Annotated in this window: 28 protein-coding genes; 15 read left to right on the top strand and 13 right to left on the bottom strand. The window is 50.7% G+C overall.

All coding sequences use genetic code 11. The annotated features are described in order from the left end of the window. The first annotated feature begins 19 nt into the window (after positions 1–19). The 5 genes from secD (at position 20) to yajD (ending at position 3,953) form a co-directional block, all read left to right on the top strand. Positions 20–1,867 carry a protein translocase subunit SecD gene (gene secD / locus D9738_RS12760; RefSeq protein WP_130206228.1) on the top strand — a complete coding sequence of 616 codons (1,848 nt, stop codon included), beginning with the start codon at positions 20–22 and terminating at the stop codon, positions 1,865–1,867. A 10-nt stretch (positions 1,868–1,877) separates the two neighbouring features. After that, a complete protein-coding gene (gene secF / locus D9738_RS12755) occupies positions 1,878–2,849 on the top strand; it encodes a protein translocase subunit SecF (RefSeq protein ID WP_130206230.1) in 972 nt (323 codons plus the stop codon). A gap of 152 nt (positions 2,850–3,001) precedes the next feature. Further along, on the top strand, positions 3,002–3,244 hold the full coding sequence (locus D9738_RS12750; protein ID WP_001226938.1) for a type II toxin-antitoxin system ParD family antitoxin: 243 nt from the start codon (positions 3,002–3,004) through the stop codon (positions 3,242–3,244). Then, the gene (locus D9738_RS12745) at positions 3,237–3,518 is read left to right on the top strand and encodes a type II toxin-antitoxin system RelE/ParE family toxin (RefSeq protein WP_130260312.1); all 282 of its coding nucleotides are present in this window, start codon (positions 3,237–3,239) and stop codon (positions 3,516–3,518) included. The genes D9738_RS12750 and D9738_RS12745 overlap by 8 nt, the downstream gene beginning before the upstream one ends. Positions 3,519–3,605: 87 nt before the next feature. Continuing rightward, on the top strand, positions 3,606–3,953 hold the full coding sequence (gene yajD, locus D9738_RS12740; RefSeq protein WP_000974823.1) for an HNH nuclease YajD: 348 nt from the start codon (positions 3,606–3,608) through the stop codon (positions 3,951–3,953). A 216-nt stretch (positions 3,954–4,169) separates the two neighbouring features. On the opposite strand, the gene tsx is transcribed toward yajD, so the two are convergent. Both tsx and D9738_RS12730 read right to left on the bottom strand, forming a co-directional pair. Next, positions 4,170–5,054, bottom strand: coding sequence for a nucleoside-specific channel-forming protein Tsx (tsx, locus tag D9738_RS12735; RefSeq protein WP_116836751.1), 885 nt, complete (start codon positions 5,052–5,054; stop codon positions 4,170–4,172). A gap of 297 nt (positions 5,055–5,351) precedes the next feature. After that, positions 5,352–5,894, bottom strand: a complete 543-nt coding sequence (locus tag D9738_RS12730) for a DUF3251 domain-containing protein (RefSeq protein ID WP_130206232.1) — start codon at positions 5,892–5,894, stop codon at positions 5,352–5,354. 150 nt (positions 5,895–6,044) lie between these two features. On the opposite strand from D9738_RS12730, the gene nrdR reads away from it, so the two are divergent. The 6 genes from nrdR (at position 6,045) to pgpA (ending at position 10,150) form a co-directional block, all read left to right on the top strand. After that, complete coding sequence (gene nrdR / locus D9738_RS12725) at positions 6,045–6,494, top strand: transcriptional regulator NrdR (RefSeq protein WP_064527125.1); 450 nt, start codon at positions 6,045–6,047, stop codon at positions 6,492–6,494. A 3-nt stretch (positions 6,495–6,497) separates the two neighbouring features. Next, positions 6,498–7,601, top strand: coding sequence for a bifunctional diaminohydroxyphosphoribosylaminopyrimidine deaminase/5-amino-6-(5-phosphoribosylamino)uracil reductase RibD (gene ribD / locus D9738_RS12720; RefSeq protein WP_130206234.1), 1,104 nt, complete (start codon positions 6,498–6,500; stop codon positions 7,599–7,601). Positions 7,602–7,689: 88 nt separating this feature from the next. Beyond that, a complete protein-coding gene (gene ribE, locus D9738_RS12715; RefSeq protein ID WP_001021161.1) occupies positions 7,690–8,160 on the top strand; it encodes a 6,7-dimethyl-8-ribityllumazine synthase in 471 nt (156 codons plus the stop codon). 19 nt (positions 8,161–8,179) lie between these two features. Then, positions 8,180–8,599 carry a transcription antitermination factor NusB gene (gene nusB, locus D9738_RS12710; protein ID WP_000801121.1) on the top strand — a complete coding sequence of 140 codons (420 nt, stop codon included), beginning with the start codon at positions 8,180–8,182 and terminating at the stop codon, positions 8,597–8,599. Between the two features lie 77 nt (positions 8,600–8,676). Next, the gene (gene thiL, locus D9738_RS12705; RefSeq protein ID WP_130260311.1) at positions 8,677–9,654 is read left to right on the top strand and encodes a thiamine-phosphate kinase; all 978 of its coding nucleotides are present in this window, start codon (positions 8,677–8,679) and stop codon (positions 9,652–9,654) included. Continuing rightward, positions 9,632–10,150: a phosphatidylglycerophosphatase A gene (gene pgpA, locus D9738_RS12700; RefSeq protein ID WP_000154044.1), complete on the top strand. Its 519-nt coding sequence runs from the start codon at positions 9,632–9,634 to the stop codon at positions 10,148–10,150. The genes thiL and pgpA overlap by 23 nt, the downstream gene beginning before the upstream one ends. Positions 10,151–10,203: 53 nt before the next feature. Here pgpA and yajO read toward each other — a convergent pair whose 3' ends face one another. The 4 genes from yajO to xseB are packed head-to-tail and all read right to left on the bottom strand — an operon-like array spanning position 10,204 to position 14,261. Beyond that, positions 10,204–11,178 (bottom strand): 1-deoxyxylulose-5-phosphate synthase YajO, encoded by a 975-nt coding sequence (yajO, locus tag D9738_RS12695; RefSeq protein ID WP_130260310.1) that lies wholly within the window; start codon positions 11,176–11,178, stop codon positions 10,204–10,206. 54 nt (positions 11,179–11,232) lie between these two features. After that, positions 11,233–13,095: a 1-deoxy-D-xylulose-5-phosphate synthase gene (gene dxs, locus D9738_RS12690; protein WP_123178148.1), complete on the bottom strand. Its 1,863-nt coding sequence runs from the start codon at positions 13,093–13,095 to the stop codon at positions 11,233–11,235. A gap of 24 nt (positions 13,096–13,119) precedes the next feature. Then, positions 13,120–14,019, bottom strand: a complete 900-nt coding sequence (ispA, locus tag D9738_RS12685; RefSeq protein WP_130260309.1) for a (2E,6E)-farnesyl diphosphate synthase — start codon at positions 14,017–14,019, stop codon at positions 13,120–13,122. Continuing rightward, a complete protein-coding gene (gene xseB / locus D9738_RS12680) occupies positions 14,019–14,261 on the bottom strand; it encodes an exodeoxyribonuclease VII small subunit (RefSeq protein ID WP_001124935.1) in 243 nt (80 codons plus the stop codon). Before xseB ends, ispA begins: the two co-directional genes overlap by 1 nt. Positions 14,262–14,466: 205 nt before the next feature. On the opposite strand from xseB, the gene thiI reads away from it, so the two are divergent. Then, entirely contained in the window at positions 14,467–15,915 is a 1,449-nt protein-coding gene (gene thiI, locus D9738_RS12675) for a tRNA uracil 4-sulfurtransferase ThiI (RefSeq protein WP_130260308.1), read from the top strand. A gap of 53 nt (positions 15,916–15,968) precedes the next feature. Here thiI and yajL read toward each other — a convergent pair whose 3' ends face one another. Beyond that, positions 15,969–16,559 (bottom strand): protein deglycase YajL, encoded by a 591-nt coding sequence (gene yajL / locus D9738_RS12670; RefSeq protein WP_001276309.1) that lies wholly within the window; start codon positions 16,557–16,559, stop codon positions 15,969–15,971. Beyond that, positions 16,522–17,433 (bottom strand): 2-dehydropantoate 2-reductase, encoded by a 912-nt coding sequence (panE, locus tag D9738_RS12665; RefSeq protein ID WP_130206244.1) that lies wholly within the window; start codon positions 17,431–17,433, stop codon positions 16,522–16,524. The genes yajL and panE overlap by 38 nt, the downstream gene beginning before the upstream one ends. A 167-nt stretch (positions 17,434–17,600) precedes the next feature. On the opposite strand from panE, the gene yajQ reads away from it, so the two are divergent. Then, positions 17,601–18,092: a nucleotide binding protein YajQ gene (yajQ, locus tag D9738_RS12660; RefSeq protein WP_001138904.1), complete on the top strand. Its 492-nt coding sequence runs from the start codon at positions 17,601–17,603 to the stop codon at positions 18,090–18,092. A gap of 127 nt (positions 18,093–18,219) precedes the next feature. Here the strand turns inward: yajQ and D9738_RS12655 are convergent, their stop codons facing one another. Further along, entirely contained in the window at positions 18,220–19,584 is a 1,365-nt protein-coding gene (locus tag D9738_RS12655) for an MFS transporter (protein WP_130260307.1), read from the bottom strand. Between the two features lie 393 nt (positions 19,585–19,977). Here D9738_RS12655 and D9738_RS12650 point away from each other — a divergent pair, with 393 nt between their 5' ends. Both D9738_RS12650 and D9738_RS12645 read left to right on the top strand, forming a co-directional pair. After that, complete coding sequence (locus tag D9738_RS12650) at positions 19,978–21,477, top strand: SEL1-like repeat protein (protein ID WP_130260306.1); 1,500 nt, start codon at positions 19,978–19,980, stop codon at positions 21,475–21,477. 10 nt (positions 21,478–21,487) lie between these two features. Continuing rightward, positions 21,488–22,426, top strand: a complete 939-nt coding sequence (locus tag D9738_RS12645) for a tetratricopeptide repeat protein (protein ID WP_130206250.1) — start codon at positions 21,488–21,490, stop codon at positions 22,424–22,426. A gap of 25 nt (positions 22,427–22,451) precedes the next feature. Here the strand turns inward: D9738_RS12645 and cyoE are convergent, their stop codons facing one another. From cyoE to cyoB, 4 genes are read right to left on the bottom strand one after another with little or no spacing between them, the layout of a single operon-like run. After that, positions 22,452–23,342: a heme o synthase gene (gene cyoE, locus D9738_RS12640; RefSeq protein WP_130206252.1), complete on the bottom strand. Its 891-nt coding sequence runs from the start codon at positions 23,340–23,342 to the stop codon at positions 22,452–22,454. An 11-nt stretch (positions 23,343–23,353) separates the two neighbouring features. Then, positions 23,354–23,683 (bottom strand): cytochrome o ubiquinol oxidase subunit IV, encoded by a 330-nt coding sequence (locus tag D9738_RS12635; RefSeq protein WP_130206254.1) that lies wholly within the window; start codon positions 23,681–23,683, stop codon positions 23,354–23,356. Further along, the gene (locus D9738_RS12630; protein WP_032328763.1) at positions 23,683–24,297 is read right to left on the bottom strand and encodes a cytochrome o ubiquinol oxidase subunit III; all 615 of its coding nucleotides are present in this window, start codon (positions 24,295–24,297) and stop codon (positions 23,683–23,685) included. The genes D9738_RS12635 and D9738_RS12630 overlap by 1 nt, the downstream gene beginning before the upstream one ends. Continuing rightward, positions 24,287–26,278 (bottom strand): cytochrome o ubiquinol oxidase subunit I, encoded by a 1,992-nt coding sequence (gene cyoB / locus D9738_RS12625; RefSeq protein ID WP_130260305.1) that lies wholly within the window; start codon positions 26,276–26,278, stop codon positions 24,287–24,289. Before cyoB ends, D9738_RS12630 begins: the two co-directional genes overlap by 11 nt. Position 26,279: the final 1 nt, after the last annotated feature.

The following is a 26,279-nucleotide window of genomic DNA, read 5'->3' as shown; positions in this document are numbered from 1 at the left end:
TTTCCCTAAGGGAATTGCCGTGTTAAACCGTTATCCTTTGTGGAAGTACGTCATGCTGATCGTGGTGATTGTCATCGGTCTGCTGTATGCGCTTCCCAACCTGTTTGGTGAGGATCCGGCTGTTCAGATCACTGGCGCGCGCGGAGTCGCCGCCAGTGAGCAAACGCTGATCCAGGTCCAGAAAACGTTACAAGAAGAAAAAATAACTGCTAAGTCTGTGGCACTGGAAGAGGGCGCTATTCTTGCGCGCTTCGACTCCACTGACACCCAGCTACGCGCTCGTGAAGCATTAATGGGCATTCTGGGTGACAAATATGTCGTGGCGCTTAACCTTGCCCCGGCCACGCCGCGCTGGCTGGCAGCTATTCACGCTGAGCCGATGAAGCTCGGTCTTGACTTGCGTGGCGGCGTTCACTTCCTGATGGAAGTGGATATGGACACTGCGCTTGGCAAACTCCAGGAACAAAATATCGATAGCCTGCGCAGCGATCTGCGTGAAAAAGGCATCCCGTATACCACTGTTCGTAAAGAAAATAATTACGGTCTGAGCATCACTTTTCGCGATGGCAACGCCCGTGATGAAGCTATTGCATATCTGAGCAAGCGTCATCCCGATCTGGTCATTAGCAGCCAGGGTAGCAACCAGCTGCGTGCGGTCATGAGCGATGCGCGTCTCAGTGAAGCGCGTGAATATGCGGTGCAGCAGAACATTAACATCCTGCGTAACCGTGTAAACCAGCTTGGTGTGGCGGAGCCTGTAGTACAACGTCAGGGCGCAGACCGCATTGTCGTTGAGCTGCCAGGTATTCAGGATACTGCACGTGCGAAAGAAATTCTGGGCGCTACCGCGACGCTGGAATTCCGTCTGGTGAATACCAACGTTGACCAGGCTGCTGCTGCATCTGGACGCGTACCGGGCGACTCTGAAGTGAAACAGACCCGCGAAGGTCAGCCGGTTGTGCTGTACAAACGCGTGATTCTGACCGGTGACCATATCACCGATTCCACTTCCAGCCAGGACGAATACAACCAGCCGCAGGTTAACATCTCGCTCGACAGCGCAGGTGGTAACATCATGTCTAACTTCACTAAGGACAACATCGGCAAACCGATGGCGACCCTGTTTGTGGAGTATAAAGACAGCGGTAAGAAAGATGCTAATGGTCGTGCTGTTCTGGTGAAGCAGGAAGAGGTGATTAACATCGCGAATATCCAGTCTCGTCTGGGTAACAGCTTCCGTATCACTGGTATCAACAACCCGAACGAAGCGCGTCAGCTGTCGCTGCTGCTGCGTGCCGGTGCGTTGATTGCACCGATTCAGATTGTTGAAGAACGTACCATTGGTCCGACCCTGGGTATGCAGAACATTGAACAGGGGCTGGAGGCATGTCTCGCCGGTCTGCTGGTTTCTATTCTGTTCATGATCATCTTCTATAAGAAGTTTGGTCTGATTGCGACCAGTGCTCTGATTGCGAACTTGATCTTGATTGTCGGCATTATGTCGCTGCTGCCTGGCGCGACGCTGAGTATGCCGGGGATCGCGGGTATCGTCTTAACCCTTGCGGTAGCGGTCGATGCGAACGTACTGATCAACGAACGTATTAAAGAAGAGTTAAGCAACGGGCGTACTGTTCAGCAGGCAATTGATGAAGGTTATCGTGGCGCGTTCAGTTCCATCTTCGATGCGAACATCACCACGCTGATTAAAGTCATCATCCTGTACGCAGTGGGTACCGGGGCAATTAAAGGGTTCGCGATTACTACCGGTATCGGTGTGGCGACGTCGATGTTTACCGCGATTGTCGGTACGCGTGCCATCGTAAACCTGCTATATGGCGGCAAGCGCGTCAAGAAGCTGTCAATCTGAGGAGTGCGATGTGGCACAGGAATATACTGTTGAACAACTAAACCACGGCCGTAAAGTCTATGACTTTATGCGCTGGGACTACTGGGCTTTCGGCATCTCTGGTCTGCTGTTAATCGCCGCGATCGTCATTATGGGCGTGCGCGGTTTTAACTGGGGGCTGGATTTCACCGGTGGTACGGTTATTGAAATTACGCTCGAAAAACCGGCTGAAATTGATGTAATGCGTGATGCATTGCAAAAAGCGGGTTTTGAAGAGCCGATGCTGCAAAACTTCGGTAGCAGCCACGACATCATGGTCCGCATGCCGCCAGCTGAAGGCGAAACCGGTGGTCAGGTGCTGGGCAGCAAAGTTCTGAAGGTGATTAACGAAGCTACCAATCAGAACGCGGCGGTGAAGCGTATTGAGTTCGTCGGTCCGAGCGTAGGGGCAGACCTTGCGCAAACCGGTGCGATGGCGCTGATGGCGGCACTGCTGTCTATCCTTGTATATGTCGGTTTCCGCTTTGAGTGGCGACTGGCGGCAGGGGTAGTAATCGCGCTGGCGCACGACGTTATCATTACGCTGGGTATTTTGTCGTTATTCCATATCGAGATTGACCTGACCATTGTGGCATCGTTGATGTCGGTTATCGGTTACTCGCTTAACGACAGTATCGTGGTATCGGACCGTATTCGTGAAAACTTCCGCAAAATCCGTCGCGGTACGCCTTACGAAATCTTTAACGTGTCCTTGACCCAGACGCTGCACCGTACCTTGATCACATCCGGTACCACCTTGATGGTTATCCTGATGCTGTATCTCTTCGGTGGCCCGGTGCTGGAAGGCTTCTCGCTGACCATGCTGATTGGTGTAACCATCGGTACCGCATCTTCCATCTATGTTGCATCTGCGCTGGCCCTGAAACTGGGTATGAAGCGTGAGCATATGCTGCAACAGAAAGTGGAAAAAGAAGGGGCGGACCAGCCGTCAATTCTGCCGTAAGGGTGTTTTTAAATCCGTTCAGTTAAAAAACCGTGGCGTATTTACGCTGCGGTTTTTTTTCGATTGTTGCTTATTGTACTGAATACAGCTTTGGTTGTAGAAAGAGTTCTGACATATACTTTGTATTAATAGTTAATACGTGGAGATCGCTTATGCGCAAAATTACCTCAGTAAGCGTTGGCGAACAATTAGATAGTTTTATTACCCGGATGGTTCAGTCTGGTCGTTATGGCTCGGCCAGTGAAGTGATGCGTTCGGCGCTTCGTCTATTGGAACAACAAGAATCCAGGGATGAAGCTGTCAGAAATGCTGTTATTGAAGGTCTTGAGAGCGGTGAAAGTTCGATGACGCTTCGTGATATCGCAGCAGAAAGGAAGCAAAAACATCGTGTATAAGCTTAGCGGAAAAGCTGTTGAAGATTTCAGAGGGATCTATGACTACACGCTGGGAAAGTTTGGTGAGGAGCAGGCGGATCGCTATACCGACTCTCTCGGCATTTTTCTGGATACACTCTCTCAAATGCCCGAGATAGGGCAAGACTATGATGCGATTCCAGAGGTAAAGAAGATCGCATTCAGGTTTCACACTGTTTATTACGTTATAAGAGTAGATGACATTCTCATTGCGCGTATTCTTCATCAGCAGATGGAACCTCGCCGTCACTGGTAATGTGAGAATTTCTTTACTCAGGATTGCGAAAATCCCCGCATCTTGGGAAACTGCGCGTAACCCTACATTTCATCCAGGTAACTTTTCATGGCTATCATCCCAAAAAACTATGCGCGGTTAGAAAGCGGCTATCGCGAAAAAGCGCTGAAACTCTATCCGTGGGTCTGCGGTCGCTGTTCCCGCGAGTTTGTCTATTCCAACCTGCGTGAACTTACCGTTCACCATATTGATCACGACCATACCAATAATCCGGAAGATGGTAGTAACTGGGAATTGCTTTGTCTCTATTGCCATGATCATGAGCATTCGAAATATACCGAAGCGGATCAGTATGGTACGACGGTTATCGCAGGGGAAGATGCGCAGAAAGATGTCGGTGAAGCGAAATACAACCCGTTTGCTGATTTAAAAGCGATGATGAATAAGAAGAAGTAATAAAAAATGCCGGATATAAAATCCGCTATTTGAGCTTTGTGACAAACGAAAAATTGCCTGATACGCTACGCTTGTCAGGCCTACGTAATCTCAGCAATGTATTGAATTTTCGTGCTTTTGTAGACCAGATAAGGCGTTTACTCCGCATCCGGCATGAACAAAGCGCACGTTGTCGACAATCTGAAATGCCGGGAATAAATCCCGGCATTTTCATAATCAGAAGTTGTAACCTACCACCAGGTAACCACCCCAGCCGGTAGAGCGAACGTTGAAGTTGCCGTTACCGAAGTTCAGCTCTGCATCATCGTTCCACTGACCACCGTCATGCCAGTAACGTGCAACGACAGAGTAGTGCCAGTGATCGTAGTTCAGCGCCAGAATATGGCTGGAAGCGATGGAGTTATTGCTGCGCGTCTTAATACCGTTGATTGCGTTACCGCTGTCATCACCCAGATCGGAACCCCAGTCGAAGTTGGTGAAGCCGATGTAGCTCAGCTGACCGCCCCACAGATCGGTAATCGGCACAAAGTATTTAATTTTGAAACGGTAACCGTCCCACTCGTTTTCGTTCGCTGCGCCGTAGTTCTGCCACTGGTATTTCGCATACACGTTCATGGACAGGCTCATCGGCAGGCCAGTGTCGATGTCAGTACCCAGACCCATATACCAGGTGCTCTGGCGACCATCTTTGTTACGGCCCATGTCGTAAATGTAGTTGTTCGCGAAGTACCACTCTTTGAACGGACCGAAGCTAAGGTCAGTATTGGTCAGCTTATCGATGGAGAAACGCGGTTCGATTTCCATAAACAGCGGAGAACCGTGGTTCCAGATACCTTTGGCATCGGAGTTACCGCCGAAGAATACCGGCGCATCCGCGTAACCATAGAAATCGAACCAGTCTTTTTTAGCGAATGCTTCATACTCCAGGTAAGTATCGTTACGGATCTGCGGTCCGAAACGGGTGTGATAGCTACCAACTACGTTAACGCTCTGGTGCCACCAGTCGGAAAGGTACTGCGGTTTATCGTTTTCAGCTGCGTTGACAGTAAAAGACGAAGAGAGCGCCAGTACCGCACCGGCTGCCAGTAATGTTTTTTTCATATGTATGCCACTGTTTGAAAATCCCTTACGGGAGTGAAAAAGGCGCAAATTGCGTTTCTAAATATTTCCTATACAGAGGAGCCTATTATAAAAATCATTGCTCACAAAAATATGTTGTATTTCACAGTTCTATCATTTACGTAATCGATTGCGTTCACGAATACACATATTCGGGCGGGAATTGTACTGACTTTCACCCTTGTTGCAAACTTTTACTATCAATCTGGGTGATGTAAGCAGAGTAACAAAATGATGGGGGAGGATGTTGCGGGACGCACAAAACGCCCCGAAAAACGTTTACTGCATAACAGGTTGAATGTCGTGGATGCGTACAAAGCCTAACTGATCCACAGAAATGCCCTTTAACTGTAACGGAATGTCAACATCACTGGGCGCGAGGAGGCTGGCCGGCGCGTTAATCAATTGATTCTGCACATTGATTTCCTGAAAGCTGTCGATTGTTCCCTGAATTTGCCCATATTCAACGGTTCCGCTGAAAGCGGGTAAGGGATCATTGGACTCACCCTGAATACGCAGCGTCAGAGTGGTGCCATCTGCAATTGGCGTAATATTCACCAGCGACATACGTAAAGTGCCAATTTGGCTTTCCAGCCGTGCCGGTGTATTTGCACCAGGCAACAGGTAAACCCCACTGCTGGATTTTGCATTCAGCGTATTTTGCTGGGTGATTTTGACGGTTTCTTTGTTGAGCTGAGTCATCTCTTTATTCAACGTGTTGACGCTGTGTTTCATCTGGCGCACTTCGCTTTGCTGTACGCAGGCGCTCAGGCTGAACAGGCTTCCCAGCAGGAATAGTCGAAAACATACTTTAATGTTCATAGGTCGTCCCTTTCTCATCTCAATAAGTCTAATGGTAGAGGCTTAAAGCCGTGAAAGCATCGATCCTTTATCTCAAAAGCGTTGCGCCTTTGTTGTATCGTCAGTTCAGGGTAAAATAGATTTCTATTAACCACCTGGTCAGGACGCCGTATGCATTGCCCATTCTGTTTCGCCGTGGACACTAAGGTAATTGACTCTCGTCTCGTGAGCGAGGGCTCTTCCGTACGCCGCCGTCGGCAGTGTCTGGTGTGTAATGAACGTTTCACTACTTTTGAAGTTGCGGAACTGGTTATGCCGCGTGTCGTGAAAAGCAACGACGTGCGCGAACCGTTTAATGAAGAAAAATTGCGTAGCGGAATGCTGCGGGCGCTGGAAAAACGTCCGGTGAGTTCCGATGACGTCGAAATGGCGATCAACCATATTAAATCGCAACTCCGCGCCACCGGTGAGCGCGAAGTGCCGAGCAAAATGATTGGCAATCTGGTGATGGAGCAATTGAAAAAGCTCGATAAAGTCGCCTATATCCGTTTTGCCTCTGTCTATCGCAGTTTCGAAGATATCAAAGAATTTGGCGAAGAGATTGCGCGCCTGGAGGATTAAACCGTGCAGGACGAGTTATACATGGCGCGGGCGCTAAAGCTGGCGCAACGAGGGCGCTTCACCACTCACCCTAACCCGAATGTCGGTTGCGTCATTGTGAAAGATGGCGAAATTGTCGGTGAAGGTTACCATCACCGCGCGGGCGAACCGCATGCAGAGGTACACGCGTTGCGCATGGCAGGTGAAAAAGCCAAAGGCGCAACGGCGTATGTGACACTCGAACCTTGTAGTCATCATGGTCGTACGCCACCGTGTTGTGACGCATTAATTGCTGCTGGCGTGGTGCGCGTTGTGGCTGCGATGCAGGACCCTAATCCGCAGGTCGCTGGGCGTGGACTTTACCGTTTGCAACAAGCTGGCATTGACGTCAGCCACGGCCTGATGATGAGCGAAGCCGAGCAATTGAATAAAGGCTTCCTCAAGCGCATGCGCACCGGCTTTCCTTATATACAGTTGAAACTCGGCGCGTCGCTAGATGGCCGCACTGCGATGGCCAGCGGTGAAAGCCAGTGGATCACTTCACCTCAGGCTCGACGCGATGTACAACGACTGCGCGCGCAAAGTCATGCCATTTTAACCAGCAGCGCCACGGTGCTGGCGGACGATCCAGCCTTAACGGTGCGTTGGTCTGAACTGGATGAACACACTCAGGCGCTCTATCCGCAACAAAATCTCCGTCAGCCGGTACGTATTGTGATTGATAGCCAAAATCGCGTGACGCCGGAACACCGCATCGTGCAACAGCCGGGCGAAACCTGGTTCGCGCGTACGCAGGAAGATTCTCGTGAATGGCCGGAAACGGTGCGTACTTTGCTGATTCCAGAGCATAAAGGTCATCTGGATCTGGTTGTGCTGATGATGCAACTCGGCAAGCAACAGATTAACAGTATCTGGGTGGAAGCGGGGCCAACGCTCGCTGGCGCATTGCTACAGGCGGGTTTAGTCGATGAGCTGATTGTCTATATCGCACCTAAACTATTAGGCAGCGACGCCCGCGGATTATGTACGCTGCCGGGGCTTGAGAAATTAGCCGACGCGCCCCAATTTAAATTCAAAGAGATACGTCATGTAGGCCCGGATGTTTGCCTGCATTTAGTGGGTGCATGATCTCCCGGCTCGAAAGGGAAGCAGCGCACGAAATATTATGCTAAAATCCGCCCCCCTGCGGGGCCATACTCGAACCCGAAGGAAGAAAATGAACATTATTGAAGCTAACGTTGCTACCCCGGACGCTCGCGTCGCCATCACCATTGCGCGTTTCAACAACTTTATCAATGACAGCCTGCTGGAAGGTGCAATTGACGCACTGAAACGTATCGGTCAGGTAAAAGATGAAAATATTACCGTTGTTTGGGTGCCTGGTGCCTATGAGCTGCCGCTGGCGGCGGGTGCACTGGCTAAAACCGGTAAATACGACGCGGTGATTGCGCTGGGGACGGTTATTCGTGGTGGCACTGCCCACTTTGAATATGTCGCTGGTGGTGCAAGCAACGGCCTGGCGCATGTTGCCCAGGACAGCGAAATTCCGGTTGCTTTTGGGGTTTTGACCACTGAAAGCATTGAACAAGCGATCGAACGTGCTGGCACCAAAGCTGGTAACAAAGGTGCAGAAGCTGCACTGACCGCGCTTGAAATGATTAATGTATTGAAAGCCATCAAGGCCTGAAATTAGTAAGGGGAAATCCGTGAAACCTGCTGCTCGTCGCCGCGCTCGTGAGTGTGCCGTCCAGGCGCTCTACTCCTGGCAGTTGTCCCAGAACGACATCGCTGATGTTGAATACCAGTTCCTGGCTGAACAGGATGTAAAAGACGTTGACATCCTGTACTTCCGTGAGCTGCTGGCCGGGGTGGCGACTAACACCGCATACCTCGACGGACTGATGAAGCCATATCTGTCTCGCCTGCTGGAAGAGCTGGGCCAGGTAGAAAAAGCGGTACTGCGCATTGCGCTGTACGAGCTGTCTAAACGTAGCGATGTGCCGTACAAAGTGGCCATTAACGAAGCGATCGAACTGGCGAAATCGTTCGGCGCAGAAGACAGCCATAAGTTCGTCAATGGCGTACTGGATAAAGCAGCACCTGTGATTCGCCCTAACAAAAAGTGATATCCAGGCCGGCAGAGTAACGGAAAACAGTTCCGCACTCGCCGGCCTTTTCTTTTTTACCTGCTGAGGCATAACGTATGGCATGTGGCGAGTTCTCCCTGATTGCCCGTTATTTTGACCGTGTAAGAAGCTCTCGTCTTGATGTCGAACTTGGCATTGGCGACGATTGCGCACTTCTCAATATCCCCGAGAAACAGACCCTGGCGATCAGCACCGATACGCTGGTGGCGGGCAACCATTTCCTCCCTGATATCGATCCTGCGGATCTGGCATATAAAGCACTGGCGGTAAACCTAAGCGATCTGGCAGCGATGGGCGCCGATCCGGCCTGGCTGACGCTGGCATTAACCTTACCGGACGTAGACGAATCGTGGCTTGAGTCCTTCAGCGACAGTTTGTTTGAGCTCCTCAATTATTACGATATGCAACTCATTGGCGGCGACACCACGCGTGGGCCATTATCAATGACGTTGGGTATCCACGGCTTTGTTCCGATGGGACGAGCCTTAACGCGCTCTGGGGCGAAACCGGGTGACTGGATTTATGTGACCGGTACACCGGGCGATAGCGCCGCCGGGCTGGCGATTTTGCAAAATCGTCTCCACGTGGCGGATGGCAAAGATGCTGACTACTTGGTCAAACGTCACCTCCGTCCGTCGCCGCGTATTTTACAGGGACAGGCATTGCGCGATCTGGCAAATTCAGCCATCGATCTCTCTGACGGTCTGATTTCCGATCTCGGGCATATCGTGAAAGCCAGCGACTGCGGCGCACGCATTGACCTGGCGTTGTTACCATTCTCTGACGCACTTTCACGTCATGTTGAACCGGAACAGGCGCTGCGCTGGGCGCTCTCTGGTGGCGAAGATTACGAGTTGTGTTTCACTGTGCCGGAACTGAACCGTGGTGCGTTGGATGTCGCTTTGGGACATCTGGGCGTACCATTTACCTGTATCGGGCAAATGACCGCCGATATAGAAGGGCTTTGTTTTATTCGTGACGGCGAACCTGTCACGTTAGACTGGAAAGGATATGACCATTTTGCCACGCCATAAAGATGTCGCGAAAAGTCGCCTGAAGATGAGTAATCCGTGGCATTTGCTTGCTGTCGGATTCGGAAGTGGATTAAGCCCGATTGTTCCTGGCACGATGGGATCGCTGGCGGCGATTCCGTTCTGGTATCTGATGACCTTTTTACCCTGGCAGCTTTATTCGCTGGTAGTCATGCTGGGGATCTGTATTGGCGTTTATCTTTGTCATCAGACCGCGAAAGATATGGGCGTGCACGATCATGGCAGCATTGTCTGGGACGAATTTATCGGCATGTGGATCACTCTGATGGCGCTGCCGACCAATGACTGGCAGTGGGTCGCCGCCGGGTTTGTGATTTTCCGTATTCTGGATATGTGGAAACCGTGGCCGATCCGCTGGTTTGATCGCAATGTACATGGCGGCATGGGGATCATGATCGACGATATTGTCGCTGGGGTGATTTCCGCAGGCATCCTGTACTTTATTGGACATCACTGGCCGCTGGGTATTCTGTCGTAGTTGTGCACCGATGCCTGATGTGACGCTTGTCACGTCTCATCAGGCCTGCATACCTATTTAAATCCTACGACCGGATGCGGTTTATACGGCGTTTCCAGCTCGGCGATCTGTTCCGGCTTCAAGGTGATATCCACCGCGTTCAGTAGTTCATCAAGCTGTTCTTCCCGCGAAGTTCCGATAATCGGCGCGGCAATGCCCGGCTTACTCAACAACCAGGCCAACGCAACTTGTGCTCGTGTCGCACCAAGTTCTTCACTGACGCCCGTTAACCGCTCTGCGATCTGCGCGTCATTTTCATCGCTTTCTTGATAGAGATTTTTCCCAACCTCATCAGACACCAGCCGTGCAGTGGTTTCTCCCCACGGACGAGTCAGACGTCCCCGTGCCAGCGGGCTCCACGGAATCACCGCCACGCCCTCCTGATAACACAGCGGCAGCATCTCACGCTCTTCTTCGCGATAAATCAGATTGTAGTGATCCTGCATACTGACAAACTGCGCCCAGCCGTGCTGTTTTTGCAGTTCCAGCGCCTGAGCAAACTGCGAGGCGTGCATTGATGACGCGCCGATATAACGTGCTTTCCCGGCTTTTACCACGTCGTTCAGGGCTTCCAGCGTCTCTTCGATCGGCGTGTTGTAATCCCAGCGATGAATTTGCAGGATATCGACATAATCCATGCCGAGACGGCGCAGGCTGTCGTCGATAGAGCGTAAAATTTGCGCACGGGATAATCCTTCCGGTAAATCACCAACGCGATGGAACACTTTGGTGGCAACGACCACGTCTTCACGACGGGCGAAATCCCGCAGTGCGCGACCGACGATCTCTTCGCTGCTTCCATCGGAATAGCTATTGGCGGTATCAACGAAATTTATGCCGCCTTCCAGCGCGCGTTTAATGATGGGACGGCTGCTCTCTTCCGGCAGTGTCCATGCGTGATTACCGCGATCTGGCTCGCCAAAGGTCATACAGCCGAGGCAAAGTCGGGAAACGCGAAGGTCGGTTTTTCCTAAGGGGTTGTATTGCATGCTGCCACTCCTGCCATGAATAATTTCTTAAGCATAGCAGGAGTGGAGTAGGGATTATGCCAGCCAGACCTTGATTTTGGCTTCCATACCGGCGGCATCGAGGCCGAGTTCGGCGCGCATTTCTTCCTGAGTTCCTTGCGGAATAAAGAAATCCGGCAGGCCAATGTTCAGCACGGGTACTGGTTTACGATGGGCCATTAGCACTTCGTTCACGCCGCTGCCTGCACCACCCATAATGGCGTTTTCTTCAACGGTAACCAGCGCCTCATGGCTGGCGGCCATTTCCAGAATTAACGCTTCATCAAGCGGCTTCACAAAACGCATATCGACCAGCGTAGCGTTCAGCGATTCGGCGACTTTCGCCGCTTCTGGCATCAGCGTACCAAAGTTAAGGATCGCCAGTTTCTCGCCACGACGCTTCACAATGCCTTTGCCAATTGGCAGTTTTTCCAGTGGCGTCAGCTCCACGCCGACCGCGTTGCCGCGCGGGTAGCGCACCGCTGACGGGCCATCGTTATAGTGATAGCCGGTATAGAGCATCTGGCGACATTCGTTTTCATCGCTCGGGGTCATAATGACCATTTCCGGAATGCAGCGCAGGTAAGAGAGATCAAAAGCACCCTGATGGGTTTGACCGTCAGCACCAACAATGCCCGCACGGTCGATGGCGAAAAGGACCGGAAGCTTTTGAATTGCCACGTCATGCAGCACCTGATCATAGGCGCGTTGCAGGAAGGTGGAGTAGATCGCGACAATGGGTTTGTATCCACCAATCGCCAGACCCGCAGCAAAGGTCACCGCGTGTTGCTCGGCAATCGCCACGTCGAAGTAGCGATCCGGGAATTTACGTGAAAACTCGACCATGCCGGAGCCTTCACGCATCGCCGGAGTAATCGCCATCAGCTTGTTGTCTTTCGCTGCCGTTTCGCACAGCCAGTCGCCAAATATTTTTGAATAGCTCGGCAGGCCGCCGCTACTTTTCGGCAAACAACCGCTGGAGGGATCAAATTTAGGCACGGCGTGGAAAGTGATTGGGTCTTTCTCTGCAGGTTCATAACCACGACCTTTTTTGGTCATGATATGCAGGAACTGCGGGCCTTTCAGGTCGCGCATGTTCTTAAGTGTGGTGATAAGCCCCAGCACATCGTGACCGTCAACCGGGCCGATGTAGTTAAAGCCCAGCTCTTCAAACAATGTGCCAGGCACTACCATGCCTTTAATATGTTCTTCGGTACGTTTGAGTAGCTCTTTAATTGGCGGCACGCCAGAGAAAACTTTTTTCCCGCCTTCGCGCAGCGAAGAGTAAAGCTTACCGGAAAGCAGCTGCGCCAGATGGTTGTTGAGCGCGCCAACATTTTCGGAAATCGACATTTCATTGTCGTTGAGGACCACCAGCATATCAGGACGGATATCGCCCGCGTGATTCATCGCTTCAAACGCCATGCCAGCGGTAATCGCGCCATCGCCAATGACACAGACGGTGCGGCGATTTTTGCCTTCTTTCTCGGCAGCAACCGCAATACCAATTCCGGCACTGATGGAGGTTGATGAATGCCCGACGCTTAAAACGTCATATTCGCTTTCGCCGCGCCACGGGAACGGATGCAGGCCACCTTTCTGACGGATGGTGCCGATTTTGTCGCGGCGTCCGGTCAAAATTTTATGCGGATAAGCCTGATGCCCCACATCCCAAATCAATTGGTCAAACGGGGTGTTGTAGACATAGTGCAGCGCCACGGTCAGTTCGACCGTGCCCAGCCCGGAGGCGAAGTGCCCGCTGGAACGGCTCACGCTGTCGAGTAAATAGCGGCGCAGTTCGTCGCAGAGTTTCGGTAAACTCTCTTTTGGCAACAGTCGTAACTCCTGGGTGGAGTCGACCAGTGCCAGGGTCGGGTATTTGGCAATATCAAAACTCATCAGGGGCCTATTAATACTTATTGTTTATTTATTACGCTGGATGATGTAGTCCGCTAGCGCTTCCAGTGCCGAGGTATCGAGTGACTGTTCAGCCAGTTGTTTCAGCGACTGACGGGCATCGTCGATCAGATCCCGGGCTTTCTTCCGGGCTTGCTCAAGACCCAGAAGTGCAGGGTAGGTACTTTTACCAAGTTGCTGGTCGGCACCCTGGCGTTTTCCCAACGTTGCAGTATCTCCCACCACATCCAGGATGTCATCCTGAACCTGGAAGGCAAGGCCGATGCTCTCTGCGTACTTGTCGAGTACTGGCAGAGCATGACGTCCTTTATCTCCGGCGCTTAATGCACCAAGGCGAACGGCGGCGCGAATCAATGCGCCGGTTTTATGACGATGAATACGCTCGAGTGCGTCCAGAGGTACGTGTTTGCCTTCCGCATCTAAATCTAATGCCTGACCACCGCACATTCCGGCAATACCGCTGGCGCTCGCCAGTTCAGAAATCATCGAAATCCTGTCGCGGTCCGACACTTCCGGCATATCGGCATCGCTTAAAATCGAGAACGCCAGCGTTTGTAAAGCGTCGCCAGCGAGAATCGCGTTCGCTTCGCCAAACTTCACATGACAGGTCGGCAAGCCGCGACGCAGATCGTCATCATCCATTGCCGGTAAATCATCATGAATTAATGAGTAAGCGTGGATACACTCTACGGCGGCGGCGGGTGCGTCCAGAGTATTCAGACTTACGCCGAGCATTTGACCGGTGGCATAAACCAGGAAAGGTCGCAGGCGCTTACCACCTAATAATGTGCCATACTGCATGGTTTCTACCACGGGAGTGTTCTGAAAGGGCAGTGGGGCGATAAAACGGCTCAGCGCCTGGTTGGCCTGCTTAACGCAGGCTTCGAGTTGCTGCGGAAAGTCCATTACTCATTGTCCGGTGTAAAAGGGGTTAGAGAGGCGTCTTCATTGTCAGACAGCAGAATTTGTACGCGTTGTTCGGCTTGTTGTAATTTGGCCTGCCCCTGACGTGCCAGCTGCACGCCGCGTTCGAACTCGTTCAGCGCCTCTTCCAGCGGCAGGTCGCCACTTTCCAGACGGGTTACAATCTGTTCCAGCTCGCTCAGCGCCTTTTCAAAGCTGGCGGGCGCCTCATTTTTCTTCGGCATAATGAATGTCTGACTCTCAATATTTTTCGCCCCGTCATGGTAACGGACTCAGGGCAAATAGCAAATAACGCGCAATGGTAAGGTGATGTGCGCAGCAAAGCGATGTTAGTGGTATACTTCCGCGCCTGGATGCAGCCGCAGGTGTGGGCTGCTGTATTTTTCCCTATACAAGTCGCTTAAGACTTGCCAACGAACCATTGCCGCCATGAAGTTTATCATTAAATTGTTCCCGGAAATCACCATCAAAAGCCAATCTGTGCGCTTGCGCTTTATAAAAATCCTTACCGGGAACATTCGTAACGTTTTAAAGCACTATGATGAGACGCTCGCTGTCGTCCGCCACTGGGATAACATCGAAGTTCGCGCGAAAGATGAAAACCAGCGTCTGGCCATTCGCGACGCCCTGACCCGTATTCCGGGTATCCACCATATTCTCGAAGTTGAAGACGTGCCGTTTACCGACATGCACGATATTTTCGAGAAAGCGTTGGTTCAGTATCGCGATCAGTTGGAAGGCAAAACCTTCTGCGTGCGCGTGAAGCGCCGCGGTAAGCATGATTTTAGTTCGATTGATGTGGAACGTTACGTCGGCGGCGGTTTAAATCAGCATATTGAATCCGCGCGCGTGAAGCTGACCAATCCGGAAGTGACTGTCCATCTGGAAGTGGAAGACGATCGTCTCCTGCTGATCAAAGGTCGCTACGAAGGTATTGGTGGTTTCCCGATCGGCACCCAGGAAGATGTACTGTCGCTCATTTCCGGCGGTTTCGACTCCGGTGTATCCAGCTATATGTTGATGCGTCGCGGCTGCCGTGTGCATTACTGCTTCTTTAACCTCGGCGGCGCGGCGCATGAAATCGGCGTTCGCCAGGTGGCGCATTATCTGTGGAACCGCTTTGGCAGCTCCCACCGCGTGCGTTTTGTCGCTATTAATTTCGAACCGGTCGTCGGGGAAATTCTCGAGAAAATCGACGACGGTCAGATGGGTGTTATTCTCAAACGTATGATGGTGCGTGCCGCGTCGAAAGTGGCTGAACGTTACGGCGTACAGGCGCTAGTCACCGGCGAAGCACTGGGTCAGGTGTCCAGCCAGACGCTGACCAATCTGCGCCTGATTGATAACGTCTCCGATACGCTGATCCTGCGTCCGCTGATCTCTTACGACAAAGAGCACATCATCAACCTGGCTCGCCAGATTGGCACCGAAGATTTTGCCCGTACGATGCCGGAATATTGCGGTGTGATCTCCAAAAGCCCGACGGTGAAAGCGGTTAAATCGAAGATTGAAGCGGAAGAAGAGAAGTTCGACTTCAGCATTCTCGATAAAGTGGTTGAGGAAGCGAATAACGTTGATATCCGCGAAATCGCCCAGCAGACCGAGCAGGAAGTGGTGGAAGTGGAAACCGTCAATGGCTTCGGTCCGAACAACGTGATCCTCGATATCCGTTCTATCGATGAACAGGAAGATAAGCCACTGAAAGTCGAAGGGATTGATGTGGTTTCTCTGCCGTTCTATAAACTGAGCACCAAATTTGGCGATCTCGACCAGAACAAAACCTGGCTGCTGTGGTGTGAGCGCGGGGTGATGAGCCGTCTGCAGGCGCTCTATCTGCGCGAGCAGGGCTTTAACAATGTGAAGGTGTATCGCCCGTAATTTGTGGTTTTTACGTCGCATCTGGTCAGATGCGACGTTTACCGCATCCGACACTACTCGTAATAATTATAAATCCCTGCCGCCATCACCAGTTGTGATGCCACTTCATGGGCTTTCTCGCGCCCAACCAGCAGGTCGATAATTTTCAGACCAAAGTCGATAGCTGTACCCGGCCCCTGGCTGGTCAGCAATTTTACCCGTGCATCCCAGACGACGCGCTTGTCCTGCCATTGTTCGGCGGGAATTTTATCTTTCAGCGTCGGGAAGCCGGTCATATTGCCAATCGGGAAGATATCGTGCGGCACCAGCACGGTGGCTGGCGCGGCGCAAATAGCCGCGACGATACGCCCGGAACGGTGGAACTGTTTAACAGTTTCAACCAGCAGGGTGCTATCGCGAAAACATTCCGCGCCTTTAATGCCACCAGGCAGCACAATCACATCATATTCGCCATCGGCAACTTCGACCAGCGGCGCATCCGCCAGCAGCTTCACGCCGCGCGAGCAGGTAATTGCCAGGTTGCCATCGCTGGCGACGCTGGCAGTGGTGACTTTGATCCCGCCGCGAACCAGCAGATCGATAGTGGTGACGGCTTCAGTCTCTTCACTACCAGGGGCGAGGCAAACCAGTGCCGATGCGCTCATATTCACTCTCCTTTCTTTTTACCATTTCAAACAGGCGGGTGTTTTCCGGTACGGCAATCCCATGCGCGCGGGCGCGACGTAAGAGAAAACCATTGATATAGTCGATTTCAGTGTGGCGCAGCGCGTGGATATCCTGCAACATCGACGAGATATTTTCCGCTGTGGCATCAATCACCTGCATCACGTAATCACGCAAATCTTCTGCTGAAGTATGATGCCCTTCGCGTTCAATCACTGCCGCGACTTCTTCGCATATCTGCATAATTTCTTGCGGATGATGACGTAATTCACCGTTCGGGCAATTCCAGATGGCGGTTAGTGGATTAATCACACAGTTGACTGCCAGCTTGCGCCACAGCTCGGCGCGAATATTGTTATGCCAGGCAACGTCAGGTAATACGGTTTGTAAAATATCCGCCAGATAACTGTAATCGCCGTCCTGTTGCCGTGCCGGACCAATATGCGTGATACCGTTTGCCACATGAATAATGACATTTCCGTCGCGGCGCGCCGCATGGGTGGTAGTGCCCATCAGTAACGGCTGCTCAATGCTTTGCAACTCTTCGATGGTACCCATGCCGTTGTGAATTAACAGTATTGGCGTGGTTACAGGCAGTGTGGACGCGAGGCTTTTGACGGCATCGGAAACCTGCCAGGCTTTCAGCGTCACCAGTAACAGGTCGCTGGTGGCTAGAAAATCGGGATCGTTAGCGGTCAGAGACTCGTTAAATATCGAACCGTCAGTCTCAACCAGATTCACGCTACAATAAGGTTGCGGTACGCGCAGCCAGCCCTGAACTTCGTGACCCTGTTTGCAAAGTGCTGTAAGCCATAATTGCCCTAAGGCACCGCATCCCAATACGGTAATTTTCATTGTTCCTCCTCACCCGCAACCACTCCGGGTGTTCAATAAGGCTATCCCTTAATTGTGCATGCTGTTGCGACTATGCACAATTAAGGGATACGTCCTGGTGCAGGACTGTTGGTTATTTAACTTTGCAGGTATTATGCTTCGCATCAAAAATGAAGGGAGAGGAAAAGATGCCATCTTTCGATATTGTTTCTGAAGTTGATCTTCAGGAAGCGCGTAACGCGGTCGATAACGCGAGCCGCGAAGTGGAGTCCCGTTTTGACTTCCGTAACGTTGAAGCCTCATTTGAGCTGAACGACGCCAGCAAAACCATCAAAGTGTTGAGCGAGTCCGATTTCCAGGTCAATCAGTTGCTGGATATTCTGCGTGCCAAGCTGCTGAAGCGCGGCATTGAAGGCAGTTCGCTGGATGTACCGGAAAATATCGTTCATAGCGGTAAAACCTGGTTTGTGGAAGCGAAACTGAAACAGGGCATTGAGAGCGCGACCCAGAAGAAAATCGTCAAGATGATCAAAGACAGCAAACTGAAAGTGCAGGCGCAAATTCAGGGCGATGAGATCCGCGTAACGGGTAAATCTCGTGATGATTTGCAGGCTGTCATGGCGATGGTACGCGGTGGCGATCTCGGTCAGCCGTTCCAGTTCAAAAACTTCCGCGATTAATCGCGACAACATGCGCTTTGTTCATGTCAGATGCGGCATGAACGCCTAATTCGGCCTACAAAGGTTTGTAACTCAGAAGCTTTGTAGGCCTGATAAGCGTAGCGCAGCAGGCAATTCGCCTCGTTTTTTATGCCTGACGAATTGCCTGTTCAACCTCAAAGCGATTCGTCACTTTGCTGTCGATTTTCACATAAGCTGAATGTTCTTCTTCTGCAATCAACACTTCTTTGACGCCTGCGGTTTCCAGTAAACGCACTTTTAACGCCTCGTTTGCGGCAATGTCCGCCGGGATTTCAATGCGCAAACTGCTAACATACGGCGGTTCTTTCATGGTACCGGCGACTGCCAGCCACACTGCTGCCAGCATTGCGCCAGCGAGAAATACGCCCTGACCGTCAAACATGCCGTCAATCCAGCCGCCCAGCGCACCGCCAATCGCCACGCCAAGAAACTGGCTGGTGGAGTAAACACCCATCGCCGTACCTTTGTAACCAGCTGGCGACTCTTTACTGATAAGTGAGGGCAGAAGGGCTTCCATCAAATTAAACGCCACAAAGAAAAGCTGCACGCCGACCACCAGTTGCCAGAACTGCGTTTGTGCGCTCCACAACACAAATTCCGCAACCACGATCAACCCGACGCAGAAGACAAAGACTTGCTTCATTTTGCGCTTAACTTCAGCGTAGATAATGAAAGGCACGACAGAGCCAAAGGCGATTAACATCGTTGCCAGATAGACCTTCCAGTGTTCAGCCGCCGGGAAACCCGCATCAGCCAGTTGCCCTGGCAGGGCAACAAACGTCGACATCAGCAGCATGTGCAGACACATAATGCCAAGGTTGAGTTTCAGCAGCCGCGGTTCTGCCAGCACTTTGCTGAAACTGCCTTTCACCATCCCGGATTCACGGTTGAGTACGTGCGTGCTGCTGTTAGGTACAACCCAAATGGTCAACGCAATGCCGATCGTTGCCAGAATAGCGATCATCCAGAACAGCGCGTGCAGCCCAAGTTTGTGAGTAATGATCGGGCCAAGCACCATCGCAATGGCGAAGGTAATGCCGAAGCTCACGCCAATAAACGCCATCGCTTTGGTGCGATTTTGTTCGCGAGTGAGATCGGAAAGCAACGCCATAACGGCTGCGGCTATGGCGCCGGAACCTTGTAGCGCCCGACCCAGAATAATTCCCCAGATGGAGTCAGAGAGCGCAGCAATAACGCTACCGGCAGCAAACACTGCCAGTCCGCCGACAATTAATGGTTTGCGACCAATGCGGTCGGAAAGCAGGCCAAACGGAATCTGAAAAACGGCCTGGGTCAAACCATAAATACCAATGGCAATACCGATTAACGCTTCGCTGGCCCCTTGCAGTGCCATACCGTACGTAGTCAGAACCGGCAGTACCATAAACATGCCCAGCATGCGCAATGAAAATACGGTCCCTAAACCCCAGGTCGCGCGCCGCTCACCTGGCGTCATTTTATAATCGTTCATTACCACCTCTTAAAAAATTGCCCACATAGTGTAGTGCGGAGCGCATGTTGGGTAAACAGAGTGTTAATGAGTAAATATTACATAAGAGAGTGGTTTTTACGTCAGGTATGAGCTTCTTTCGTATTCTTGCCATTAATACTTTGTGCGTTAAATATAACAAATGAAAAGCTCACATGATTTTATCCTCCAGGCAATGACATTATTTTTGGCTTTATTGAGTGGCATGTAACTTTTTATCAAAGGATGATGTTATTTTAACTCAATAAATAGAGGCGTAGGAGGCACTGATTATGATGTTTCAGCTTAAATGCTTGCTTATTACCTGAGCCGTTATGGCAGTGTATTTATTCATGAAGTGGATGTTTGGTGGTTAGGTATAATAAGGGGTTATATATGTGGTCTGGTAAAGTTATTTTATTATCATTGGGTTTATCTCTGGCTTCTTTTTGTCATGCTTCAACAGATATTGATCAACTGTGTGAACGTATTGTCAATAAAGATGAGACGGCGTTAAAAGAACTGCAAAAATTAGCTGACTCCAATAACACGCAGGCGCTAGTGCTACTGGGATTTATTTATGAACACGGAGTGACAGTATCTGTTGACATCCCAAAGGCGATTCAGTGGTATGAGAAAGCCTGTAACCAGGGGGGCGAATACGGTTGTTATAATGCACGTTATTTCTTTCAATATGGTAAAGGCGTAACCCTGGACGTGACACGAGCACAGATGTATGCCAGTAAGTCGAAAACTGACGATCTTAATATTTCTCCTGATTTGATGAATAAAATAATCAATCAGGCCTATGAATTGAAATCCGGGGCCGAGACAGACAAAACGAAACGGGCGAGTTTAATTGAATTTGTCAGTCGTTATGTCGGTCAGGCACCCGAGAATGATTTGCTTTTTTGGGGGCGAATTGGTTTCAGTAAACCAGAAATTTTGCGTCTGGCGACTCTATGGGCGCAGGAAGACGACCCAAAAATGGATTATATTGTCGGAAATCTTTATCTCGATGATTTTTCACCTTCTGATGATAGACGTTCTTTAGACACCAAAAAGAAAGCACTGCAATGGTTTCGCACTGCGGCAGAAAAAGGTTATCCGATGGCGCAGTATACCATGGGCGATGCCTACGAAAATGGCAGTGCTGGTTTAAAGATTGATGCTGTCGAAGCCAAAAAATGGTACGAATTAGCTGCAAATAAGAATGACGAAAAAGCATTAGTAGCCCTGGGGAATATATACTATTCTGGGTTGACCGGCGAAGTTGATTATTCTAAAGCGAGCGTGCTTTTTAACAAGGCTGAACAGCAAGGGGCAAAAAAAGCCGCATTGTGGTTAAGTTGGATGTATTACAACGGATTAGGTGAAAGGCTTGATTGTGATAAGGCCTGGGATTATTACGAAAAAGGTGCGGGGAAATATTCATTGAAATTCAGTAAGGATGAATATTTAAACCGTTGTAATCAAGATCAGAAAATCCGAGAAACACAGGGTGATATTTTACCTTATCTCACGTTAAAACATTACGGGACCTATGGTTTTAACGCAAATGAAAAACCAAAAATATGCGATGTCAGTATTAAAATTAATGCTGATAAAATCAGTGGTGTAACTAATTTGCAGTTGACGCTTGAGCTAAAGGGAAGTGAAGGAATCAGTGAAGAATATACCATTGTCGTACCGCCTTTTAGTCTAAATACACTTGGCGTGGATATGTATAATAACTCCACTCATATAAGACAGACCTATATAGATATCCCAGTTTATAATCGTAATTTATGCGATTTTCATGATTTAACTTATTCTGTTAAATCTGCGACGACGATACTGAATGGGAAACAACGCGACTTGTTAAAAGAAGAGCATATTCAGGTGCAAGATAAATAAGGGATATTTTATGTTGCCTAAAAGAATATTATTTTCTTTAATGCTGATAGTTCCACCAGGCGTGGTGGCAAGCGAGAAAGCGCATGAATTGTATGACAGCATATACAGTAAAAAGCCAGCCCCCGATGTTATAAGTACACTACATAAAATGGCTGAGTCGGGGGATGTCGACGCGCAAAGCCTGTTAGGCTGGGAATATCATCAGCCCCGCTACGATACGAAACCCAACGTTCAGGAAGCCATTAAATGGTTCGAGTTAGCCGCTAAACAAGGTGACAGAGAAGCTCCGTTAGCGCTGGGGGATATCTACTACGACGGTGAGCAGGTGCGGGTGGATTATGCCAAAGCGTATGTGTTATTTAATCAGGCCGCGCAACACGGTATAAATTTAGCATGGTCCAGATTGGGCATGATGTACGCCAATGGTCAGTATGTTGAGGTAGATTGTAAGAAAGCGAAGGAATATCTTGATAAGGGTGTCCACATTTATGGTGGCCCGCAGAACTTTCTTGCCGCCTGTCGAAAAGACATGATTGACAGAAAAACGGTTGATGATATGTTGCCAGCCATCACAATTACCCATTCTGGAATGCGGGATAATTTTTTAGATGAGAGCTTTTCCTGTATGGACAGTCTCTTTGCCGAAACCAATAAATTAGGCGAAGTGGCCAATCTTCGTGTTACGTACAACATTAAGAGTCCGTCTGGTAAAGAAATTATCCAAACGGTTGGTTTCAAGCCTTTCGGCTTAAACCGGCTGAATATTAACTTTACTGATTACATAATCGGTTCGTTTAGCAGCAATTCATTGCTTCTTCTTTATAGATCCGATTTTGAGTCGAAAATGTGTTCACAGGTGAAGACTCGCATTATTGCCGCAACGGCAACGATAAAGGGTAAAGAAGTGGATCTGCTAAAAGTGGGGGCAATAAAAAACCCGCCAGAGTAAGCGGGTTTTTTGATGACGATAAGATTTACCAAACAGACGCCAGCAGCGTATGCGAGTCCGGCACCATAAAATCAACGGACATCATTACCGAGAGGGCGGTGATGGCGATGATAGAGAAGCCGAACAGCTTACGCGCCCAGATTCTGTCATCAGCGACTTTATAACCGCGTAGGGCCATGCCTAACCACCAGACGCTAACCGCTGCGGCGACCACCAGATATTTATACCCAGCGTAACCGCCAAGAGAGAGCATCAGCGTGGCAACGGCAAAGGCGATGATATACAGCGTAATGTGGTTCTTCGCTACCGAAATGCCTTTTACCACCGGCAGTACCGGAATGTTTGCCGCCTGATAATCCTTAAAGCGGAAAATGGCGATGGCATAGGAGTGAGGCATCTGCCATAGGCTGAAGATAGCCAGCAGGATCGCTGCGCCGCTATCGAACTCGCCGGTTACCGCACAGTAGCCAATCACCGGCGGCGCAGCGCCGGAGAGCGAACCAATCAACGTGCCGTAGACTGAGTGGCGTTTCATGTACAGGCTATAAACGCCGACATAAACCACGAAGCCCATCACCCCCAGCCAGCAGGCCAGCGGATTCGCGCCAAACCACAGCAGCATAAAGCCAGCAATACCCAGCAAGGTGGCGTACACCAGCGAGACAGCAGGAGAGATCAGGCCTTTAACCAGCACCCGATTCTTCGTCCTTTCCATCTTTCTGTCGATATCCCTGTCGATGTAGTTGTTAAACACACAACCCGACGCCACAACCAGTGACACCCCAACCAGCGTGTAGATAAACAGGGGATAATCAATGCTGCCCTTTGAGGCCAACAGGAATCCCCCAATCACCGAGATCAGGTTGCCAAAGATGATGCCTGGTTTCGTTACTTGCAGGTATTGCTTAAACATCATAACCGCCGCTCTTAGTGCATCATCATGTTGTAGTTGAGGTTCCACATAATCCAGATGGAGCCTACAACCAGGATAGCGATGATTAGCACGGTGAAGACAAACGCCGTCATGTTCCAGCCTTCATCTGATTTGGTATTCATGTGCAGGAAGCACACCAGATGCACCAGAACCTGTACCACTGCCATTGCCAGGATTGTTCCCAGAATTACGGCCGGAGAGGCAGCTCCTGTCATTACCATCCAGAACGGAATCACCGTCAGGATTACCGACAGGATAAAGCCTGTCATGTAGGTTTTTACGCTGCCATGGGATGCGCCGCTATGTTCGTTAGAATGACTCATTACATCGCCCCCATCAGATAAACAACAGTGAACACACAGATCCAAACCACATCCAGGAAGTGCCAGAACAAGCTCAGGCACATGATGCGGGTACGGTTAGTGCTGGTCAGGCCGCGACGGGCGATTTGCACCATCAGCACCGCCATCCAGATAAGGCCGGAAGTGACGTGCAGACCGTGGGTACCAACCAGCGCAAAGAACGCTGACAGGAAGCCGCTGCGATCCGGGCCCATGCCGTTAACAATCAGGTGATGGAATTCATAGAGTTCCATCCCGATAAATCCGGCACCAAACAACCAGGTCAACGCCAGCCAGGAGATAACCTGGCTTTTGTTGTTTTTGTACATGGCGATAGCCGCCATGCCGTAGGTGATGGAGCTGAACAACAGCAAGAAAGTTTCAACCAGAACGAACGGCAGTTCGAAAATGTCCTTACCTGTCGGGCCGCCTGCGGTGCCGTTCACCAGAACGGCATAGGTAGCAAACAAAATAGAGAACAGAATGCAGTCGCTCATCAGGTAGATCCAAAATCCGAAGATTTTGGTTCCGCCTGCATCGTGGTGCCCGTGTTCGTGCGCGTGGGCAGTCGCGTGCGTCAAAGTATCAGTTGCCATTTTTCAGCCCTGCCTTAGTAATCTCATCGAAATGCTGGTTTTCCAGTTTTTCGATTTCTGCCACCGGCACGTAGTAATCCACGTCCTCGTCGAAGCTTTTCACGATCCAGGTGATGATCATGCCTGCGAAGCCAACAATCGCCAGCCACCAGATATGCCAGATCATGGCGAAACCGAAGATGGTGGAGAAAGCCGCAATGACGATACCGGCGCCGCTGTTTTTCGGCATATGAATTTCTTCATAGTGGTCAGGCTGTTTGTACGCTTCGCCTTTCTCTTTCATTTCCCAGAATGCATCACGCTCGTGAACGTGCGGCACAATGGCAAAGTTATAGAACGGAGGCGGGGAAGAGGTTGCCCACTCCAGCGTACGGCCACCCCACGGGTCGCCAGTCAGGTCACGGTTCTGGTCGCGGTCACGAATAGAAACGTACATCTGAATAACGAGGCAGAGAATACCCAGCGCAATCAGTACTGCACCGCTGGCTGCAATCATCAGCATGGTGTGGAACTGCGGGTCAATCTGCTGGCTCAAACGACGAGTCATACCCATGAAGCCCAGCGCATACAGCGGCATAAAGGCAACGAAGAAGCCGATGATCCAGAACCAGAACGCGCGTTTACCCCAGGTTTCGTTCAGTTTGAAACCGAACGCTTTAGGCCACCAGTAGGTCATCCCTGCGAAGCAGCCGAAGACCACGCCGCCGATGATAACGTTATGGAAGTGCGCAATCAGGAACAGGCTGTTATGCAGAACGAAGTCCGCGCCCGGTACTGCCAGCAGCACACCCGTCATACCGCCCACCGAGAAGGTGACGATAAAGCCGATGGTCCACAGCATCGCAGAATGGAACACGATACGGCCCTGATACATGGTGAACAGCCAGTTGAAGATCTTCACCCCGGTCGGGATGGCGATAATCATGGTGGTGATACCAAAGAAGGCGTTTACGTTCGCGCCCGCACCCATCGTAAAGAAGTGGTGCAGCCAGACGATGAACGACAGCACGGTGATACAGACGGTTGCCCATACCAGCGAGGTATAACCAAACAGGCGTTTACGCGAGAAGGTTGCCGCAATTTCGGAGAACACACCGAAAACAGGCAGGATCAGGATGTAAACTTCCGGATGGCCCCAGGCCCAAATCAGGTTGATGTACATCATCATGTTGCCACCCATATCGTTGGTAAAGAAATGGGTGCCCAGATAGCGATCCAGGGTCAACAACGCGACGGTAACCGTCAGAATTGGGAAGGAAGCAATAATCAGAATGTTTGCGCACAGTGATGCCCAAGTAAATACCGGCATCTTAAACATGGTCATGCCCGGTGCACGCATCTTCAGAATGGTAACGAAGAAGTTGATACCGGTTAGCGTCGTACCTATACCGGATAGCTGGAGACTCCATATCCAGTAATCGACACCGACTCCCGGACTGTACTCTATTCCCGATAGTGGTGGATAGGCCAGCCAGCCGGTCTGCGCAAATTCGCCCACGCCGAGAGAAACGTTAACCAGAATCACACCAACAACGGTAAACCAGAAGCTTAAGTTGTTGAGGAACGGGAACGCAACGTCACGCGCGCCGATCTGCAGCGGAACCACCAGGTTCATCAGACCGATAACGAAAGGCATCGCCACGAAGAAGATCATAATCACGCCGTGCGCGGTGAAGATCTGATCGTAGTGGTGAGGTGGCAGGAAGCCCGCTTCACCCGCCGAGGCAAGGGCCTGCTGGCTACGCATCATAATGGCGTCAGCAAAACCACGCAGCAACATCACAATCGCCACGATGATATACATGATACCGAGGCGTTTATGGTCGACGGAGGTCAGCCACTCTTTCCACAGGTAGGTCCACTTACCGAAGTAAGTGATCAGGCCAACGAGCGCCAGACCTCCCAAAATAATGCCAGCGATCGTAACCATGACGATAGGTTCATGGTACGGGACTGCATCAAGTGATAATTTTCCGAACATC

The sequence above is a fragment of the Escherichia sp. E10V5 genome (assembly GCF_004212315.1).
Taxonomy (GTDB): Bacteria; Pseudomonadota; Gammaproteobacteria; order Enterobacterales; family Enterobacteriaceae; genus Escherichia.
The sequence above is the reverse complement of the archived record's forward strand: the minus strand, read 5'-3'. Positions and strand labels throughout refer to the sequence as shown.